Origin of the sequence: Saccharothrix australiensis, assembly GCF_003634935.1 — a bacterium.
GTDB lineage: Bacteria > Actinomycetota > Actinomycetes > Mycobacteriales > Pseudonocardiaceae > Actinosynnema > Actinosynnema australiense.
Window position 1 is genome coordinate 3,647,795 of sequence record NZ_RBXO01000001.1, and the last position, 19,868, is coordinate 3,667,662.

The window sequence follows — 19,868 nt, forward strand, 5'->3', positions numbered from 1 at the left end:
CGAAAATACCGGTCAGTATTTCACTCGATCGACGCGAAACCGGAGGCGAATGGCGCAGTGCGCGTCGGAACCTTCACGCAAACCGTTCGCCGGGGGCCGGCGGGCTGATGCGACGAGGCGGTCGAAAGCCGACGATCGGGTGATCCACAGTGACCGCTCGTGCCGTCGGCGACATTTCACGGGAATCGTCGGGCCGGTCGATCGACCAGTGCGGTCCGGCACTCGGCGGAGCCTGGTCCCGGATCGGGACCCGTGCTAGCGTCGACCGCGTTGCGCGCAGCCCCCATTTACTCCCGCCAGCACGGTCACCCCCACATCCGGCGAGGTCGAGGAATGCCTGCGAACACGTACAACCTGGAACGGGTCAAACGCCACCCGCTGACCAAGCGGAACCTGCGGGAACTCAACATCGAGCAATCCTGGCAGTCCATCCTCAACCACCCCAACCTGGTCTACGTGGACCAGAACGGCACCGCGCACAAGCCCATCGGGTTCTCCCTGAACAAGTCGAGTTTCGGTGATTTTCCGGGCACCGCGACCGAGCTGGGCTGGCTCGCCTACCTGCACCTCGGCGAGCCGCTGGTCGAGGAGCGGGGCAACGTCGACCAGCCGCCGCCCGACACGTTCTCCGCGCGCTCCTACGTCAACCGGAGCCAGTCGTCCACGCTCAAGTTCTCCGACACGGTGAACTTCACCGTCTCGAACGCGGTCACGTGGACGCTCCAGGGGCAGTCCCAGCTCACCTTCGGCGGCAAGGCGAGCGCGTCGTTGCAGCTCCAGCTCCAGAACCAGCTCCAGTTGCAGCTCCAGAACAGCATGCAGAACAAGAACTCGAACACGGTCACCAACAAGAACAGCAAGGACTCGGTGGGCGTGGACAACGCCAACACCGGCGAGACGTCGGCGACGAACACGACGACGAACGCGACGACGTTCACGACCCAGGGCAGCGCCACCGGCACGGCGGAGTTGCACGCCCAGTTGATGCTGGGCATCACGGCATCCGTCGGCGGCACGCTGACCACGAGCTGGTCCTCGACCTCGCAGATTTCCGGCGACGTCCCGCCGAACTCGCGGGTGCAGACCATCGCCACCCAGCGGCGCACCCGCAAGCAGTACACCTACGAGATACCGGTCACCTTCTCCGGTTTCCTGGCGGTGCGGTACGCCGTGCCGGTGGCCGTCCTGTCGCCACCGCAATCCGGCGGTTACCCCGGACTGGAGCACGTGGTCGCCCGCGACATCGGCGACATCGACCTGGTCGGCGGCGGCGATTTCCGCTTGAAAGGGCGGGCCGAGGTCGTCTCCGCCCTCGACGTCCACCACACGATGTTCGACGGGGAAACCCTGGATTATTCGCCACGAGCGCTCTACAAGGGGTGAGCAGCATGGTGTTCGGCAACATCTTCGACTTCGCCAACAAAGGGGCGGAAATCTTCTCGGTGACCCGCGACGGCGCGCGGCCGCGGCCGGGTGACGGCGTCGACTTCGAGGACGCCGACGACGACACCTACGACGACACCCACGGCAGCCTGTTCAGCAACGGCATCCACGGCGCCTCCGCCCGGTCGAAGGTCGTGCAGGAGCACTCGCCCGAGGCTCGGGCCGTGTTGGGCTTCCTCGGCGCCTTCATCCAGAACGCCCGGACGACGGCCGGCGAGCAGTCCCGGTACGCCCAGGACCCGGCTTCGGTGTCGAAGGCGGCGTCCGCGGGGATGCAGGAGTCCAGCTCGACCGTGACGGAGCACAGCGGGCTGCAGAAGGACGAGGACCTGGAGGACCGGCCGAGGAAGAGCGACTTCGCCGGGGCGCCCGAAGCGCCCAAGGCGAAGACCGACACCCCGCCCCGCGCCTCCGAACCCGGCAAGTGAGCGGGAGGAGGAAGCCCGAGCGGGCTTCCTCCGTGCGCTCCGCCTACGCCGGGACCATGCGCCACTGCCGCTTCTCGTCGTCGCCCGCGGCCCCGGACTGCCTGACCACCCCTTGGGCGTTGGTCTCGACCCGCAGGGACAGGCCGCTGTTCCGGTTCACGATCCGGAACACCCGCGGGGCGTCGGCTCCGGGGTCCACCGGGATGAGCTTCCACTGCTGGTGGCGTGCGCCGGCACCGGCGTAGGCGCGTTGCACGACCACCGCGCCGTCCGCTGTCCGCGCCTCGTCGATCTCCAGCACCTTGCCGCTGCGCGCGTTCTGGATCGTGTACAGGGCATCACCGCCGTCCTGGCCCACGAGGGTCAAGCGCCACCGCTGGTGGTCCCTGGCGGCGGGGAGCGACTGGTGGACCTCGGCCCCGTCCTTGGTGGACTCGCGGAAGACCGCCATCCGCAGTTTGCTCCGGACGTTGGTCCACGAGACGACCGCGCCCGAGGCGGGCAGGCCGGTCACCCTCGCCGTGACGACCCTCCGGACGCGGTGGTTGTGCGCCTCGGCGAGGTACAGCGCGCCGGCGCTGTCCAGTGCCACGTCCTGCGGGTTCTTCAGCTGGGCGGCGGTGGCGGGTCCGTTGTCGCCGCTGGAGCCGGCGGTGCCGGTGCCGGCCACGGTGGTGATGGTCCCGTCCGGCGTGATCCTGCGGACGCGGTGGTTGTCGAAGTCGGCGAGGTAGAGGGTGCCGTCGTGGTCCACCGCGATCCCGAACGGGTTGTTCAGGGTGGCGTTGGCGGCGGGTCCGTTGTCGCCGCTGGAGCCGGCGGTGCCGGTGCCGGCCACGGTGGTGATGGTCCCGTCCGGTGTGACCTTGCGGAGGCGGTGGTTGCCGGAGTCGGCGAGGTAGAGGGTGCCCGCGCTGTCCAGGGCCACTCGGGTCGGGCTCTTGAGGGCGGCGGCGGTGGCGGGTCCGTCGTCGCCGCCGAACCCGGCGGCGCCGGTCCCCGCCACGGTGGTGATCCGGCCGTCCGCCGTGACCTTGCGGACGCGGTGGTTGTCCCGGTCGGCGATGTAGAGCGCGCCGGCGCTGTCCAGGGCCACCCCCATCGGGCTCTTGAGGGCGGCGGCGGTGGCGGGTCCGTTGTCGCCGCCGTATCCGGCGGTGCCGGTGCCGGCCACGGTGGTGATGGTCCCGTCCGGTGCGACCTTCCGGACGCGGTGATTGGCGTAGTCGGCGATGTAGAGCGCGCCGGTGCTGTCCACGGCCACCGCGATGGGCCAGTTCAAGCGGGCGGCGGTGGCGGGGCCGTGGTCGCCGCCGAACCCGCCCGCACCGGTGCCGGCCACCGTGGTGATGGTCCCGTTCGGGGTGATGCGGCGGATCCGGTGGTTGTCGGTGTCGGCGAGGTAGAGGGTGCCGGCGCGGTCCGCCGCCAGCCCGCGCGGGGTGTTCAGCCGGGCTGTCGTGGCGGGTCCGTCGTCGCCGCCGAACGCGGCGGTGCCCGTCCCGGCCACCGTGGTGATCGAGGAGGCGGTTGTCGGGGTGTCCGTGGTCGCAGCGTGAACAGTGCTCATCATCAACCCTTCGCGCCCGGTGACCGAACACTACTAGTAGTGATCGATTGAATCCATACAGTCACAGTCGGTGTCGGGAGGCAAGCCTGCTTCCGGGTGTTCCCGTGATCCGGGCGATCGGCTGCCGCGTCGGCGCGGTGCCGCCCACGTCCGGCGCGGACGCGGAGCCACCCGGACCGGCGCCGGTTGGGCCATTCGGGCGTAGCTGTGGTCTAGACCTCAATCTAGCGTGGTCTGGACCTTAACGTCGCCGCTGCCAGCACGAGGAGAACCATGTCGATGAGGAGATGGGGCGCCGCCGTCGTGGCGGGCGCCTTGTCGATCGGGCTGTCGGTCGCCGCGTCCCCGGCCGGTGCCCACGACCACCACGGCGGCGGTGCCGTGCGCACCGTCGGGTACTACACGCAGTGGAGCTTCGCCGACCGCGGTGTCCCGGTGCGCTACCTGGTCGAGAACGGCACCGCGGCCAAGCTCACCCACCTCAACTACGCCTTCGGCCTGCTCGACGAGCAGGGCAGGTGCGTCAGCTCCGACCCGGTGGACGACTACCAGCGGCTGATCCCGGCCGACCAGTCCGTCAACGGCAAGGCCGACCGGCCCGGCCAGGCCCTCGCGGGCAACCTCAACCAGCTCAAGCAGCTCAAGAAGAAGTTCCCCGAGCTGCGCGTCTACATCTCGCTCGGCGGCTGGACGGGCTCCAAGTACTTCTCCAACGCCGCGCTCACCCCGCAGTCGCGCGCGGAGCACGTGAAGTCCTGCATCGACCTGTGGCTCAAGGGCAACCTGCCGGGCGCGCCCGCCGGCGCGGCCAAGGGCGTGTTCGACGGCATCGACCTGGACTGGGAGTGGCCGTCCACCGAGGGCGACGTCGGCAACGTCGTCCGCCCCGAGGACAAGCAGAACTTCACCAAGCTGCTGCGCGAGTACCGGGCGCAGCTGGCCAAGCAGGGCGTCCGCGACCGCAAGGTCTACGACCTCACCGCGTTCCTGCCCGCCAACCGCGAGGCGATGGACCGCGGGTACGAGCTCGCCGAGGTCTACAAGCTGCTGACCTTCGCCACCGTGCAGGGCTACGACTACCACGGCACCTGGGAGAAGACCACCAACCAGCAGTCGGCCATCCGCGTGCCCGAGGGCGACCCGACCACGCCCAAGGACAGCGGTGAGATCGTGGTCGACGCGCACATCGAGCGCGGCGCGCCGCGCCACAAGATCACGCTCGGCGTGCCGTACTTCGGTCGTGGTTGGACCGGCGTGACCAACGCGAACAACGGCCTGTTCCAGCAGTCCACCGGGCCCGCGCCGGCGACCCACGAACCGGGCTACGACGACTACCGCGCGCTGAAGAACCTGTTGGCGGGCGGCAAGTACCGGCTGCACCGCGACGAGAAGGCCGGTCACGCCTGGCTGTTCGACGGCGCCACGTTCTGGACCTACGACGACCCGACCGAGCTGAAGCGCAAGGGCAAGTTCATCCGCGACCGCCGGCTCGGTGGCGCGATGATCTGGTCGCTGGACGGCGACACGCCGCAGGGCGAGCTGATCAAGGGCCTGCACGCCGGTCTGCACCGGCGCTGAGGGCGACCGTTCGCGGGGCGGGCCGTCGCCGGCCCGCCCCGCGGGCACCGCGCGGTCGGAGCCGCTGCCGGACGGCTGGGCGTCGTCCGGTTCGCGGGCGGTGTTCGCGGCCGTGATGGGGTGCACCGGCCCGCCGGTGGCGACGGTGTGGTGGTGTCGGCCGAAACAGTCCTTTGTGGACTGAGGTACGGCCATGCGTCCGGCGTCCCTGAACGACGGCCCGTGAACCATGAGCGGCCCGCGGTGCGATGTGTTCCGAAGGCACGCGAAACCGGCGGGGTTGGCTTGGCCCGCACCGGGTACCACCGTGGTCGAGTCGCGTCCCCGGCCGGGGGCGGAGAGGAGACCTGAGTGGCTGCGGGCGCCGTTGCCTACGTCGGTGTCGGCGTCGCGACCCTCCTGGCCGCGTTGCTGCCGCGGGCGCTCGGCCGAGCGCCGATCTCGATGCCGATCGTGTTCCTGGCCGCGGGCGCGGTCGGGTTCGCGGTCGTCGGCGCGCTGCCCGACCCGGACCCGATCCGGCACGGCGCGGTGGTGGTGCACCTGACCGAGCTGTGCGTGATCGTCTCGCTGATGGGCGCGGGCCTGGCGCTCGACCGGCCGATCGGCCTGCGCCGCTGGTCCACGACGTGGCGGTTGCTCGCCGTGACGATGCCGCTGTCGATGCTCGCCGTCGGCCTGCTGGGCCGGGGCGTGCTCGGCTGGGGCGTCGCCGCCTCGGTGCTGCTCGCGGCGGTGGTCGCGCCCACCGACCCGGTGCTCGCGAGCGAGGTCCAGGTGGCCGAGCCGGCGGAGGACCCGGACGACCCCGGCTCGGCCGAGGACGAGGCGCGGTTCGCGCTGACCTCCGAAGCCGGGCTCAACGACGGCCTGGCGTTCCCGTTCACCTACGCCGCGATCGCCATCAGCGTGGCCGGCGTCGCGCCGGCCGCCTGGCTCGCGCACTGGGTCGCCGTCGACGTGCTGTGGCGGCTGGGCTGCGGCGTCCTGGTCGGCTTGGTCGCCGGGTGGGGCCTGCGCGCGCTGTTCTTCTCCGCGCCGTCGGACGAACTCCGCCTGGCGGAGCACGCGGAGGGCTTCGTCGCGCTCGCCGCCACCTTCCTGGCCTACGGCCTCGCCGAACTGGCCGAGGGGTACGGCTTCGTGGCGGTCTTCGTGTGCGCCTGCGCCATCCGGGCGGGCGAGAGGTCCCACGGCTACCACCGCGTGCTGCACGGGTACGTCGAGCAGACGGAGCGGATGCTGACCGTCCTGCTCGTCCTGCTGCTGGGCGGCGCGGCCGTCAGCGGCCTGCTGGCGGGCACCGGGTGGCGGGAGGTGTTGGTGGCCCTGGCCGTCCTGCTCGTGGTGCGGCCGGCGGCGGGGTTGATCGGCCTGGCGCGCGGCAAGACGGGCTTCCGCGAGCGGGCGGTCATCTCGTTCTTCGGCGTGCGGGGCATCGGGTCGCTGTTCTACGTCGCCTACGCCCTCCAGCACGGGCGGTTCGCGGAGCAGGAGGCGATCTGGCGGGTGGTCGCCCTCGTGGTGATCGGTTCGGTCCTCCTGCACGGGATCACGGCCGGCCCGGCGATCCGGCTGCTCGACCGGGTGCGGGAGCGGGCCGCGCGGGTCCGGCACGGCGACCCGGACCGCGCGCCGCAGACGCCCGTGTGACCGCGCAGGCCGGCGGAGGCCGATCACCCGCCGGCGAAGTGCGAACCTGTGCCCGTGTCGCGGCGGAGATCGGCGCGGAGCGCGGGCGGTTGTGGCCCGGCTGCTCGACCGCCGACCAGGCGCGCCGAATCCGGGTGCGCGCGGTCGGTGCGGTGGTGTGTGATCGGGGGCATGGCGATCGTGGTGCGCAAGCCGGGGGTCGAAGGGCTGGACGGGGCCGTTGGCGTGCTGCGGGAGTGGCAGCACGAGGGGGCGCCGGTGCAGTTGCACCCCGGTGACGTCGGCTGGTTCCGGCGGTTCGGCGCGGAGGCGGCGGCCGGGGCGGTCCGGACCTGGAGCCGGGACGGGCGGGTCCTCGCCGTCGGGCTGCTGGACGACCCCCGGCTGCTGCGGCTGGCGATCGCGCCGGACGCCCAGCGCGACGGGGAACTGGCGCGGCAGGTGGTCGAGGACGTGACCGACCCGGAGCGCGGCGTGCTGCCCGCGGGGGAGGCGTACGTCGAAGCGCCGACGGGCTCGCTGGTCCAGGACGCGCTGGCCGAGGGCGGCTGGACGGCGGGCGACCCCTGGACGCCGCTGCGCCGCGACCTCGCCGAGCCGGTGGAGGACCCGGGCGTCCGGGTGGAGGAGGTCGGGCCGGAGCAGGCGCACGTCCGGGTCGCCGTGCAGCGTGCGTCGTTCGACGGGTCGACGTTCACCGAAGAGCGCTGGCGCGCGATGGCGGCGGGCTCGGCGTACACCGACGCCCGGTGCCTGGTCGCCTACGACGGGCGGGGCGACGCGGTCGCGGCGGTGACGGTGTGGTCGGCCGGTCCGGGCAGGCCCGGCCTGCTCGAACCGATGGGCGTGCACCGCGACCACCGCGGGCACGGCTACGGCAGGGCGATCACCGTCGCCGCGGCGTCCGCGCTGCGGCGGCTCGGCTCGTCGAGCGCGCTCGTCTGCACCCCGAGCTCCAACGTCGGCGCGGTCGCCACCTACGAGTCGGCGGGCTTCCGGCGACGCCCCGAGATCCGGGACCGGTGCCGCGGCGCGTGACCGGGGACCCCGGCCACGCGACCGGCGCGGCGGCAGGGGATGATCGGGTCGGACCGGGGTTGTCGCGCGGAGCATCGGGGGACGGGCGTGCGGTTGGGGCTGGGGGATCTCATCGACGCGGGGCTCGTCGCGCACGTCGCGGAGTGCCGGGCGGCCAATGCCGCGTCACGGGCGGTGGAAGGCCCGAGCGACCCGGACGAGCTGCGGGCGGCCCGCGCGAAGCGGAGTGCCGTCCCGCCCGACCCGGCGGCGGTCGAGCAGGTGGTCGAAGCCGCCGGGCGGCAGGTGCCCGTGCGGGTCCTCCTGCCCGCGGGCGACACCGCGCCGCGCGGAGTCCACCTGGACATCCACGGCGGCGGCTTCTACCTGGGTTCGGCGGCGCAGGGCGACGCCCGCAACCGGCGGCTCGCGGACGCGCTCGGGGTCGCCGTCGTGAGCGTGGACTACCGCCTCGCGCCCGAGCACCCCTGGCCCGCCGCGCCCGACGACTGCGAGACGGCGGCGCTGTGGCTGCTGGAGCGGGCCGAGGCGCGCTTCGGCACGACCCGGCTGTCGATCGGCGGCTTCTCGGCGGGCGCGACGCTGGCCATGACGACGCTGCTGCGCCTGCGCGACCGGGGCGTCGTCGACCCGTTCGCCGGCGCGGCGTTGCAATTCGGCACCTACGACCTGAGCGGCCTGACCCCCGCCGGCCGGCTGATCGCCGACGAGTACTTCATCCAGGCGTACGCCGGCCACGTGCCGGACCGCACCGCGCCGGACATCTCGCCGGTCTACGGGGACCTGCGCGGCCTGCCCCCGGTCCTGGTGGTCGTCGGCAGCCTGGACGTCCTGCTGGAGGACAACCTGGCCATGACGGCGCGGCTGTCGGCGGCCGGCGGCGAGGTCGACCTCCGGATCTACCCGGAAGCGCCACACGGCTTCACGTCCCGGCCGACCGGCATGGCCGACGCGGCGCTGCACGACATCGAGCGCTGGCTCGCGGGCCGCTTGTCCCCGACGTCCGGCTGAGCGACCACCGGAACTGGTCCGGCTGTCCGGAGCCGCCGGGTGAACCGGCGTCGTGCGATCTTACGCGACGCGTATCCGGATTTGCTCGAAAGTGGTGTGTGCGAACCGTAGTCGGCAGGATTTCCGGTTCCGCGATTGATGTCGTCCGAGCGCCCAAGGCGGGTCGTTCGTCGATCCCCCGGAGTTTGTGGTTGACGCTGGGTCCACAAGGGAACGACGTGCCACCGAAAAGGTTGGTTGCTCTTCACTCACGCGAGTGTTTCGCGTCGTCTGATCGCGTGTCGGCCGGCGTGGCTGGTCGCTGCTAGCGTCTCGACGCGATGTCGTGCCCGGGTGATTCGGAGGCGCTCGTGTGGATGGCCGGCGGGAAGGTCAGTCGGGGCGCGGTGGTTCTTCGGTTCGCACGGGTTCTGCTGGTCCTCGGTAGGCGCTCGTCGTCGTTGGCCTGGTCGGCGGCGACCGGCCGGCTGCGCGGGCACCGGGCCGGGCCCGTGCTGGAGTCGTGGCTGGCCGGCACGGTGGTCGAGCTGGGTGCGGCGTTCGTGAAGGCGGCGCAGTTGCTGAGCACGCGGGCGGATCTGCTGCCGCCGGGGGTCTGCCGTGCGCTGGCCCGGCTCTACGACCAGGTGCGCCCGGAACCCGCGCCCTCGTTCGCGGCACTGCGGGGGTCGGCCGGCTCGCCGGCGACGCTCGTCGGGTCGGGCAGCATCGCCTGCGTCTACCGGGTTCGGGTCGCCGACGGCCGGGACGTCGCCGTCAAGGTGCGCCGACCGGATGTGGAGCGGTCGTTGCCGCTGGACCTGGCTGTGCTGGAGCGCGTCGCCGGTGTGCTGGCTCGGCTGCCCGTCCTGCGCGGTGCACCGGTCGTCGAGATCGCCCGGCAGCTCAGCGCAGGCATCCGGGCGCAGCTCGACCTCACCCGCGAGGCCGAGCTGCTCGACGGTTTCCGGAGGAGCATGGCCGACGTGCCCGGGGTGACGGTGCCCGCGGTCCACCGCGACCTGTCCACAGAGGACATGGTGGTGATGGACTTCGTCGGTGGCCTGGTCCGCTTCCGGCCGGACGAGCTTTCGGCAGCGGGCCGGCGGCGTGCCGTGGTGACCGCGCTGCGCGCGGTGTACCGGATGCTGTTCATCGACGGTGTGGTCCACTGCGACCTGCACCCGGGGAACCTGTACTTCCGGGAGGACGGCTCGATCGTGGTCCTGGACGCCGGGTTCACCGTGCGGCTGTCGGATTCGGCGCGGGAGAAGTTCGCGGCGTTCTTCTACTGCATGGGTCGCGGCGACGGACCGGCGTGCGCGGACATCGTGGCCTCGACGGCCACGACGGTGCCGGGTGCGGACCCGGACGGCTTCCGCGCCGAGTTGGTGGCCCTGGTGGAGGAGAGTGCCGGTCGGCGCGCGGAGGAGTTCGACCTCATCTCGTTCGCCACCACGCTGTTCGACATCCAGCGGCGGCACGGTTTCTACGCCGACCCGCAGTTCGTGTTCCCGATCCTGTCGTTGTTGGTCCTGGAGGGCGCCGTGCGTGCGTTCCACCCGGAGGTGGACTTCCAGCGGGAGGCGAAGCCCCTGCTGGTCACGGCGTTGTTCGAGCGCGCGATGGCGCGCGGCGGAGCGTCGCGGTGAGGCTGTTGTCCGTGGACCCCGGCCGGGTCGACTTCGGCCGGCGTAGGTTCCGGTTGCGGACCGGCCCGGCGCGGGGCGTGCTCGAATCCGCGGCCCGCGCCTTCCTGTCCGGGCTGAACGCCGCGATCGAGGGGCGCACGGTCGACCGACTGGCGCGGCGCATCGGCGAGGTGGACCCGGCGCACAGGGGCTTCGCCTGCGAGGGAGCCGGAATGGGCTGTGCCCTGCTGGACCTCGTCACGCTCGCCAGGGGGCGGCGAGTGGCGGAGTTGCTCAGCGGACCGGGCAGTGCCCACCCGCACCTGGTGCACGTGGGGATCGGGTGGGCCTACGCGCGGCTGCGCCTGCGGCCGGTGGCCGGTGTGCCGACCGCGGACCCGCTGCTGCGCTGGCTGGCCTGGGACGGGTTCGGTTTCCACCAGGGGTTCTTCCACGCCGACCGCGCGATCGGCCGCGCACGGGTGGAGCCGGGGCTGCCGCCGGGTGCGCGCGCCGTGCGCGACCAGGGCCTCGGCCGGGCGCTGTGGTTCCACGAATGCGCCGATCCGGAGGGCGTGGCGCTGCGGGTCGCGGAGTTCCCGCCGGACCGGCAGGCGGATCTGTGGAGCGGCGTGGGGCTGGCGGCCACCTACGCAGGCGGCGCCGATGCCGCCGAGCTGAGCAGGCTGGTCGGGCCGGCCGGGCGGCACCGGCGGTGGCTCGCCCAGGGCTGCGCGTTCGCGTGCAAGGCCCGGCAGGTGGGTTCGGTGGTGCCCGCGCACACCCACGAGGCCGCGGCGCTGCTGGCGGGGGTCGGCGTCGCCGAGGCCGCCGCGTGGACCGACCGCGCGCTGGCCCTGCTGGACGACGGGCCGGTCACCCTCACCCGGTACCAGCGGTGGCGCACCGAGACCAGCCGACAGTGGGAGGAGCGATGAGGACATTGCTGCGCAGGCACGCCGTCCGGCTGGTCGCGCTGCTCGGCTGTGCCGCGGTGTTCGCCGCGACCGTCGGGCACCGGCCTTCGGCAGCGGAACGCGATGCGCTCGCCGAGCGGTTCTCGTTCACCGGCTACCCGGTCAGCCCCGCCGATCAACCCGGCGCCCGACACCTGCGTTCCGTCGCGCCCGCCTACGAGGGCATCAGGTCCTGGATCTCCTCGGTCGGCGCGGGAGCCGGGCTGTTCGCCGCGGACGGCGGCACCGTCTCGCACGACCTGTGCCTGGTCGATCCGCGGACGGACACGGTGAGCGTGGCGCCGGCGCCGACCACCGGCGCCCGCTACCGGCCGTTCCCGCTGGTTCCCAGCGGGCCCGAGCTGCCTCCGCACGCGGCGCCGATGGGTTGCCTGCCGACCGATGCCGACGAGGACGGCTGGCAGGACGTGGTCGTCTACTACTGGGGCCGCTCGCCCGTGCTGTTCCGGCGCACCCCCGGCGTGGCGCCGTCGGCGGCGGCGTTCTCCGCGCGTGAACTGGTCAGCCCGTGGCAGGTGTGGAACACCAACGCCGCGACCACGGGCGACTTCGACGGCGACGGCCACCTCGACCTGGTGTTCGGCAACTACTTCCCGGACGGCCTCCGGGTGCTCGACCCGACTGCCGGTTCCCCGGAGCAGGTCATGAACGACTCGCTCTCGCACGCGGCCAACGGGAGCGCGCTGCGGCTGCTCCGGTCCGCGGGCGACGGGCGCTTCACCGAGGAACGCGACGCCTTCGCGCCGGCGGACCGGACCGGGTGGGCGCTCGCGCTCGGCGCCCAGGACCTCGACGGGGACGGTCTGCCGGAGCTGTACGTGGCCAACGACTTCGGCCCGGACCGGTTGCTGGTCAACGGTTCCGCGCCGGGGCACGTCGCGTTCACCCCGGCCGCCGGCGTCCGGCACGCGACCACACCGAAGTCGAAGGTGCTGGGCGACGACTCGTTCAAGGGGATGGGGGTGGCGTTCACCGACCTGCTGGGTACGGGCGTGCCCGCCATCCTGGTCAGCAACATCACCGAGCCGTACGCCCTCCACGAGAGCAACTTCGCCTTCGTCGCGACCGTGCCCAGGGCCGGCCTGTCCGACCGGTTGCGCCACGCGGTGGCGCCCTACGACGACGTCAGCGAGGATCTCGGCCTGTCCCGGTCGGGCTGGTCGTGGGACGTCAAGGCCGCCGACTTCGACAACACCGGAGCGGACGAGGTCATGCACGCGACCGGGTTCGTAGCCGGTGCGGAGAACCGCTGGGCACAGCTCCAGGAGCTGGCCATGTCCAACGACCTCGTGGTCCGCCACCCCGAGCTGTGGCCGACCTTCACCGAGGGCGTCGACCTGTCCGGGCACGACCGCAACACGTTCTTCGCCCGCGCCCGCGACGGCCGGTTCGTGGACGTGGCCGACCGGGTCGGCGTGGACAGCGACGCGGTCAGCCGGGCCTTCGCCGTGGGGGACGTCGACTCGGACGGCCGGCTGGACTTCGTGGCCGCCAACCAGTGGGCACGGTCGACCATGTACCGGAACACGTCCCCGGCGGGGAGCTTCCTCGGGCTGCGGCTGCGCCTGCCGACCGGCGCGGGCCGGTGCGTCGCGCACGCGGGCGGGCCGACCACACCGGCGATCGGCGCGGAGGCCGAGGTGTCGACGCCGGACGGCGGCGCCGGGTTGGCGCAGCTCTACCCGGCCAACGGCCACAACGGGGTGAACGCGCCGGACCTCCACTTCGGCCTCGGCGCGAACCCGCCCGCCGCGGTGCCGGTACGGCTGACCTGGCGGGATGGGTGCGGGCACCGGCACACCGGTTCGGTCTCCCTGGCTCCCGGTTGGCACGTGCTCCGGCTGGAGCCCGACGGCAGCGTGCAGGAGGACGAGTGACCAGGACCGTTCGCGATCGGCGTTCCGCGGCCCTGCGCCGGTTCGGGCTGTCCATCACCGCGCTGACGGTGCTCGGCCACACCGTGCTCGGCTTCGAGCAGGCGTACCTGACCCCGGTGGCCGCGGTCCTCGCCGGGCTCGCCGCGGAGCTCGTGCTGGACTCGGTGGAGGCGACGACGGAGCGGCGCCGCCCGCGTTGGCTCGGCCGGCCGGGCGCGGTCGTGGACTTCCTGCTGCCGTCCTACATCACGGGCATGGCGTGCGCGATGTTGTTGTACGCCAACGACGATCTGCTCCCCACGGTGCTCGCCACGGTGGTCGGGGTGGCCGGCAAGTACGTGGTCCGAGTACCCGTGGCTGGACGTCGGCGGCACGTGCTCAACCCGAGCAACTTCGGCATCGTCGTGGTGTTGCTGGCCTTTCCCCGAGTCGGTGTCGCGCCACCGTACGAGTTCACCGAGTGGGTCACCGGGTGGTGGGACGCGGTCGTCCCGGCCCTGCTGCTGGTGGCCGGGACGATGGTGAACGCGCGGCTGACCGGCAAGGTGCCGCTGATCCTCGGCTGGGTGGGCGGGTTCGTCGCCCAGGCGGTGCTGCGCTGGGGTGTCGACGACATCTCCCTGGTCAGCGCGTTGCTGCCGCTGAGCGGAACGGCGTTCATCCTGTTCACCAACTACATGATCACCGATCCCGGCACGACACCCGTCCGGCCGCGCAACCAGGTCCTGTTCGGCCTGGCGACGGCCGCGGTGTACGGCGTGCTGGTGCAGTTCCACGTGGTGTTCGGCTTGTTCTTCGCCCTGGTGATCGTGTGCGTGCTGCGCGCGGTCGTGCTGGTGGCCACCGCGTCCCGTCCGCCGAGGACGGCTCCGGTGGTGCCGCGACAGCGGGTCGAGGTGGGGCATCCGGCCGCGCTGCGGGAGTCCTCGTGAAGCGGGGGGAGCAGGGGGAGCCGATCGCGATCGTCGGCATGGCGTGCCGGTACCCGGACGCCGACGACCCGGCGGGGCTGTGGCAGGCGGTGCTCGAGCGCCGCCGCGCGTTCCGTCGACTACCGCCGCAGCGGCTCGACCTCGACGACTACTGGGACCCCGACCCGTCCGCACCGGACAAGACCTACGGCACGCACGCCGCGGTCCTGGAGAACTGGTGTTTCGACCGCCGGGAATTCCGGATACCGAGCGAGGTCCACCGCGCCGCCGACCCGGCGCACTGGCTGGCGCTGGAGACCGCCGCTCGGGCGCTCGCCGATGCCGGCCACCCGGCGGGTGCGGGACTGGACCGCGACCGGGTCGCCGTCGTGGTCGGCAACAGCCTGACCGGCGAGGTCACCAGGGCGCGGACGCTGCGGCTGCGCTGGCCGTACGTCCGCCGGGTGCTGGAGGCGGAACTGCCCGAAGTGGACGGCGGGGTGCTCGAGCGGATCCGGCGCCGCTACCTCGCGGCCTTCCCCGAGGTGGGGGACGAGACGTTGGCCGGTGGCCTGGCCAACACCATAGCGGGCCGGATCTGCAACCAGTTCGACTTCCACGGCGGCGGGTACACGGTGGACGGGGCGTGCGCGTCCTCCCTGCTCGCCGTGATCACGGTGTGCCGCGCGTTGCGGGACCGCGGCGCGGACTTCGGCATCGCCGGCGGCGTCGACCTCAGCCTGGACCCGTTCGAGCTGGTCGGGTTCGCCAAGACCGGCGCGCTCGCCAACGGGGACATGCGGATCTACGACGAGCGGTCCGCGGGCTTCCTCCCCGGCGAGGGCTGCGGCATGCTCGCGCTGATGCGCGCCGAGGACGCCCGCGCGGCCGGCGTCGCCGTGTACGCGGAGATCCTCGGCTGGGGCGTCTCGTCCGACGGACGTGGCGGCATCACCAGGCCCGAGGTCGCGGGCCAGTTGCTCGCCCTGCGCCGGGCGAGCGGCATGGCGGGGATCGACCACGCCGAGATCGCGCTCTACGAGGGGCACGGCACCGGAACGGCGGTCGGCGACAGGGTGGAGCTGACCGCGTTGAACCAGGCCCGTGCCGGTGCGCCGGCGGCGGCCGCGCTGGGTTCGGTCAAGGCCAACATCGGCCACACGAAGGCGGCGGCGGGCGTGGCCGGGGTGATCAAGGCGGTGCTGAGCGTGGCGTCCGGCACGCTGCCGCCGACGACCGGCTGCGTCTCGCCGCACCCCGCGCTCCGCCCGGCGTTGCGCGTGCTGCCCGCCGGCGAGCCGTGGCCGGCGGGCCCGCGATTCGCCGGCGTGAGCGCGATGGGCTTCGGCGGCGTCAACGCGCATCTGGTGCTGGGGCGGGACACCGCCCGGCAATCCCACCGGTCGGTGTCGGTCGTGGTGGCGGACCGCCGGGCGCCCGCCGTCGAGGTGGTCGCGGTGAGCGGCGCGGACCCGGCGCGGACCGGCCGATTGCTGACCCGGATCGCCGCGCTCGCACCGCGGCTGTCCCTGGCCGAGCTGCGGGATCTCGCCTGCCACCTCGGCCGCCTGCCACCCGCGGGCGGGGTGCGCGCGGCGCTGGCGGTGCGCACCCCGGAAGAACTCGGCGCGTGCGCCGCCCGCGCCGCCGCCGAACTCGCCGGGTTGCCCGGCGGGAAGCTGGTCTCCCGCCGGGGCACGTGGCTGGGCAACCAGGTGGCGGGCCGGGTCACCCTGCTGTTCCCCGGTCAAGGGGTGGGCGCCGGGGACACCGTGGACACGGCGCGGGTCCAGCCGACGGTCTACCGGGCCGGCCTCGCCGCCGTCGCCCGGCTGGACGAACTCGGAGTGGAACCGGTCGCGGCGATCGGCCACAGCCTCGGCGAGATCACCGCGCTGGCCTGGTCCGGCAGGCTGTCCGCCGCGGACGGCGAGCGCCTGGTGGTCGAGCGCGGACGGATCATGGCGGACCACGGCGCCGGTGGCACCGGGATGATGGCCGTGGCCACCGGCCCCGCCGAGGCGGCGGCGATGTGCTCGGGCACCGGGCTCGTGGTCGCCGCTGACAACGGCCCGCGCGCCCAGGTCCTGGCCGGTGCGCTGACGGAGTTGCGCGCGGTGGCCGAGGCGGCCTCGCGTCGTGGGGTCGCCGCCACGATGCTGCCGGTCTCGCACGCCTTCCACACGCCCGCCATGTCCGGTTGTGCCGAGCGGTTGCACGCCGTCCTGCGCACCATCGGCTTCCGCCCCTCGCCCAGGGTCGTGGTGTCCACCGTGTACGGGCGACCGCTCGACGACGAGGACCTGGTCGAAGCACTGACCGCCCAGGTGCTGGCACCGGTGCGGTTCTGGCCGGCGGTCCACTGCGCTTTGGCGGGCACCGACCTGTTCTGCGAGGCGGGTCCGGGGGACGCGTTGAGCGCGTTGGTCGCCCTGGGCTGCGACACGCCGGCGGTGAGCCTGGAAGCCGCCGATGCCGCCGCGGCGTTGTTCTGCTCCACCGCGGCGAAGGACCTCGCGCCGCTGTTCGCCGGGCGGTTCGCCCGTCCGTTCGACCTGTGGCGTGAACCGGAGTTCCTCGCCAACCCGTGCTCCGCGCCGCCGCCACAACGCCCTCCCGTCCCGGCGGTGTCGTCCGAGCGGGACCGCGCCGAATCGCCGGTGTCGGTCATCACCCGGCTGCTCGCCGAGGCGACCGAACTCGACCGCGCGCTCATCCAACCGGGCACCCGCCTGGTCGGCGACCTCAACATCAGTTCGCTGCGCGCGGCCCAGCTCGTCGCGGCGGCCGCGAAGGAGCTGGGCCGGCGGCTCGACGCCGTCCCCGCATCCGTGTCGGACTGCTCGGTCGCCGAACTGGCCGCCCTGCTCCTGGAGCTGCCCGCGAGGCCGGCGTCCGAATCGGACGGTCCGGTCGACGGTGTCCGGCCGTGGCTGCGGTGCTTCACGGAACGGACCGTGCCGGCACGGCCCGAGCCGGGACCGCCGGCGCGGACCGCGTCCCTGCCCGTCCCGAGCGAACCCGGCGCGCTGTTGGACCTCGCCCGGTACGCGTTGCGCGCCAAGGCGCTCGTGGTGACCGCGCACGACACGGCGGCCAGCGGGTTCCTGCGGTCGCTGTGCCTCGAACACCCGGAGATCGGCATCACGCTCGTGCGGCTGCCCGCGGGGCGGTCGGATGCGCCACCGTGTCACGCCGAGCCCGGCCGGTGGCGGGAGCTCGTCGTCGACGGTTCCGGCTCCGTGAGCGAGCCCGTCGAGCAACCGCTCGACCTCCGACCCGTCGGCCGGCTGCCGCTGGGCGACCGCGACGTGCTGCTGGTCAGCGGCGGTGGGAAGGGCATCGGCTACGCGTGCGCACGCGCCCTGGCGCGCTCCTGCGGGGTGGCCTTGGCCGTCATCGGGCGAGCCCGGCCGGACACCGACGAGACGTTGCGGTGCAACCTCGACCGACTGCGGGAGGACCGGGTCCGGCACGCCTACCGGTCCGTCGACGTCGCCGACCGGCACGCCGTGCGGCAGGCGGTGGCGGAGCTGTCCGCGGAGCTGGGGCCGGTCACCGCTGTCCTGCACGCCGCGGGCATCAACGAGCCCACCCGGTTCGAGCACCTCGACGCCGAGCGAATGCGGCGGCACCTGGCGCCCAAGGTCTCCGGGCTGCACGCGCTGCTGTCCGCGGTGCCGGCGCGGCAACTGCGGCTGCTCGTCACGTTCGGCTCCGTGATCGGCAGGCGCGGGCTGGCGGGCGAGAGCCACTACGCGCTGGCCAACGGCGTGCTGCGCGCCGAGGTGGAGCGGCTGCGCCTGCCTGGTTGTCGAGTGCTGAACGTGGACTGGTCGGTCTGGGCGGGCGTCGGCATGGCCGAGCGGCTCGGCGCGGTGGACGCCCTGGCGCGGGGCGACATCACCCCGATCTCCGTGGAGGAGGGAACCGACCTGCTCCTCCGACTGCTGTCCGGTCCCGACACCCCCGTCTCGGTGTCGGTGCACGGTCGGCTCGGCGACCCGGCGCCGGTCGCGAACCCCGGCCGCTTCGTCGAGCGGGTCCGGGCACACCAGCCGGGGGTCGAGCTGGTCGCCGACGCGGTGCTGTCCCTGCGCACCGACCCGTGGCTGGCCGAGCACCGGCTCGACGGCCTGGCCGTGCTGCCCGCCGTGGTCGGCCTCGAGGCCATGGCGCAGGCGGCGTCGGCGTTGGCCGGACGTGCGCTGACCGTGGCGGAGCGGGTCGTGTTCGACCGCCCGGTCGTGGTGCCCGATTCCGACGGTGCCGTGCGGGTGTGCGCCCTGCGCCACGACGGGGTCGTCGAGACCGTGCTGCGCAGCGCCGAATCCGGCTTCGCCGACCACTTCCGTGCGCAGTTCCCCCTGCGTCCCACGGCGCCCGGCGTCGATCCGATCACCGTGGCCGGGGCGGACGCGGTCGACGCCGGCGACCTGTACGGCCCGCTCCTGTTCCACACCGGGCGGTTCCGTCGGATCGCGGCCGTGTCGGTGCCCGATCCGAGATCGTGCCGGGCGACGGTGACGCCCGATCCCGGAGGGACGGGCTTCGACCCCGTGCTGGGCAGCCCCACCGTCAACGACGCGAGCGTGCACGCGCTCCAGGCGTGCGTGCCGCACCAGCGACTGCTACCGGTGGGCTGCGACCGGGTGGAACTCGACCCGACCGTTCCCGGCCCGTGGGAACTGCACGGTGTCGAGCGCCGAGCGGCTCCCACGGCCGGCGGTGGCGAGTACACGTGGGACGTGGTCGCGCTGGGCTCCGCGGCCAGGCACGCCATCCGGTGGACCGGTCTCCGCCTGGCCGGCGCCGGTGCGCTGCCCAGCCGGCCGCTGGCACCGCCGCTGCTGGCAGCCATGCTGACCCGCTCGGCGATCGGCATCGGCCTCGACCCGTCGCTGTCGATCTCGGTCGCCACCCCGTTCGCCGTCGAGGCCGGCGGGGACTGCCCGGTGGCTTGTGACTGGCAATTCGTCGAGCCACGTGGACATCCACGCGGCCAATCGCCCGACGCGGAGCTGGTGCGGGCGTTGACCGGCGCAGGCGAGCTACCCCCGGACGCGCTCGCCGCGCGGGCGAGGACGATTCGCGGCTGCCTCGACCGGCTTCGGTGCGATCGGTCGACCGTGCGGTTCGCCGGCGCCTACGACGGCGGGTGGCTGCTGCTGCGCTGCGGAGGCTCGCTGATCGCGTCGGTCATCGTCCCGGTGCCCGGACAGGATCGACCCGTCGCCATCTCCGTGCTCACCGCAGGAGCGCCCGCGTGACCCGCAGCTACGCCTATCGACACCTGATCACCCTGGACGAGACCAACCTCGCGGGCAACGTCTACTTCGCGCACTACCTCCGTTGGCAGGGCCACTGCCGGGAACGGTTCCTCGCCGAGCACGCCCCGGGCGTGCTCGGAGCGCTCGCCAACGGCTTCACGCTGGTCACCACGACGTGCGATTGCCAGTACCTCGGCGAGCTGACCGCCGGCGACACGGTCGAGCTGCGCATGACGCTGACCGAGTTGGACGACAACCGCGTCGGCATGGCCTTCGACTACCTCCGGGTCAACGCGCCCGTCCCGCAGCTGGTCGCGCGGGGTGGCCAGTCGGTCGCCTGCATGTCCCGCGGTCCGGAGGGTTTGGTGCCCGTGCCGGTGCCGGCGGAGCTGCGGAACAGCCTCCACCCGTATTCGGCGACCCGGTAGTGGGCCGCCCGGTGTCGACCGGGTCGGTGCGGTCGGCGGGTGCTGGCCGGTGTCGCGGGCTCGTCGCCCGCGCC

The 19,868-nt window shown here is 73.3% G+C and carries 13 protein-coding genes; 12 read left to right on the forward strand and 1 reads right to left on the reverse strand.

The genetic code is table 11. From position 1 onward, the window contains the following. Positions 1-333: 333 nt before the first annotated feature. Both C8E97_RS15835 and C8E97_RS15840 read left to right on the forward strand, forming a co-directional pair. Entirely contained in the window at positions 334-1,383 is a 1,050-nt protein-coding gene (locus C8E97_RS15835; RefSeq protein ID WP_121006284.1) for a hypothetical protein, read from the forward strand. A gap of 5 nt (positions 1,384-1,388) precedes the next feature. Further along, on the forward strand, positions 1,389-1,871 hold the full coding sequence (locus C8E97_RS15840; protein WP_121011607.1) for a hypothetical protein: 483 nt from the start codon (positions 1,389-1,391) through the stop codon (positions 1,869-1,871). Positions 1,872-1,914: 43 nt separating this feature from the next. Here C8E97_RS15840 and C8E97_RS15845 read toward each other — a convergent pair whose 3' ends face one another. Further along, positions 1,915-3,441, reverse strand: coding sequence for an NHL domain-containing protein (locus C8E97_RS15845; protein WP_121006286.1), 1,527 nt, complete (start codon positions 3,439-3,441; stop codon positions 1,915-1,917). 279 nt (positions 3,442-3,720) lie between these two features. On the opposite strand from C8E97_RS15845, the gene C8E97_RS15850 reads away from it, so the two are divergent. From C8E97_RS15850 to C8E97_RS15895, 10 genes are all read left to right on the forward strand, one after another. Beyond that, complete coding sequence (locus tag C8E97_RS15850) at positions 3,721-5,019, forward strand: glycoside hydrolase family 18 protein (RefSeq protein WP_342776220.1); 1,299 nt, start codon at positions 3,721-3,723, stop codon at positions 5,017-5,019. Positions 5,020-5,370: 351 nt separating this feature from the next. Beyond that, entirely contained in the window at positions 5,371-6,672 is a 1,302-nt protein-coding gene (locus C8E97_RS15855) for a cation:proton antiporter (protein ID WP_121006290.1), read from the forward strand. 171 nt (positions 6,673-6,843) lie between these two features. Further along, positions 6,844-7,710, forward strand: a complete 867-nt coding sequence (locus C8E97_RS15860; RefSeq protein ID WP_121006292.1) for a GNAT family N-acetyltransferase — start codon at positions 6,844-6,846, stop codon at positions 7,708-7,710. 87 nt (positions 7,711-7,797) lie between these two features. After that, positions 7,798-8,721: an alpha/beta hydrolase gene (locus C8E97_RS15865; RefSeq protein ID WP_211347030.1), complete on the forward strand. Its 924-nt coding sequence runs from the start codon at positions 7,798-7,800 to the stop codon at positions 8,719-8,721. Between the two features lie 386 nt (positions 8,722-9,107). Beyond that, a complete protein-coding gene (locus tag C8E97_RS15870; RefSeq protein ID WP_211347031.1) occupies positions 9,108-10,352 on the forward strand; it encodes an ABC1 kinase family protein in 1,245 nt (414 codons plus the stop codon). An 11-nt stretch (positions 10,353-10,363) separates the two neighbouring features. Beyond that, complete coding sequence (locus C8E97_RS15875; protein ID WP_246019373.1) at positions 10,364-11,269, forward strand: DUF1702 family protein; 906 nt, start codon at positions 10,364-10,366, stop codon at positions 11,267-11,269. Then, positions 11,266-13,185, forward strand: coding sequence for a CRTAC1 family protein (locus C8E97_RS15880; protein WP_121006298.1), 1,920 nt, complete (start codon positions 11,266-11,268; stop codon positions 13,183-13,185). The genes C8E97_RS15875 and C8E97_RS15880 overlap by 4 nt, the downstream gene beginning before the upstream one ends. Continuing rightward, positions 13,182-14,117: an enediyne biosynthesis protein UnbU gene (locus tag C8E97_RS15885; RefSeq protein WP_211347032.1), complete on the forward strand. Its 936-nt coding sequence runs from the start codon at positions 13,182-13,184 to the stop codon at positions 14,115-14,117. Before C8E97_RS15880 ends, C8E97_RS15885 begins: the two co-directional genes overlap by 4 nt. Beyond that, complete coding sequence (locus C8E97_RS15890; RefSeq protein ID WP_121006301.1) at positions 14,114-19,366, forward strand: type I polyketide synthase; 5,253 nt, start codon at positions 14,114-14,116, stop codon at positions 19,364-19,366. The genes C8E97_RS15885 and C8E97_RS15890 overlap by 4 nt, the downstream gene beginning before the upstream one ends. Next, a complete protein-coding gene (locus C8E97_RS15895; protein WP_121006303.1) occupies positions 19,363-19,794 on the forward strand; it encodes an acyl-CoA thioesterase in 432 nt (143 codons plus the stop codon). Before C8E97_RS15890 ends, C8E97_RS15895 begins: the two co-directional genes overlap by 4 nt. The last annotated feature ends 74 nt before the right edge of the window (positions 19,795-19,868 follow it).

Bases quoted from the DNA above. Each gene is read 5' to 3' on its own strand.
- C8E97_RS15845 (WP_121006286.1), bottom strand. From the start codon at position 3,441: ATGAGCACTGTTCACGCTGCGACCACGGACACCCCGACAACCGCCTCC.
- C8E97_RS15835 (WP_121006284.1), top strand. From the start codon at position 334: ATGCCTGCGAACACGTACAACCTGGAACGGGTCAAACGCCACCCGCTG.
- C8E97_RS15850 (WP_342776220.1), top strand. From the start codon at position 3,721: ATGAGGAGATGGGGCGCCGCCGTCGTGGCGGGCGCCTTGTCGATCGGG.
- C8E97_RS15840 (WP_121011607.1), top strand. From the start codon at position 1,389: ATGGTGTTCGGCAACATCTTCGACTTCGCCAACAAAGGGGCGGAAATC.
- C8E97_RS15880 (WP_121006298.1), top strand. From the start codon at position 11,266: ATGAGGACATTGCTGCGCAGGCACGCCGTCCGGCTGGTCGCGCTGCTC.
- C8E97_RS15860 (WP_121006292.1), top strand. From the start codon at position 6,844: ATGGCGATCGTGGTGCGCAAGCCGGGGGTCGAAGGGCTGGACGGGGCC.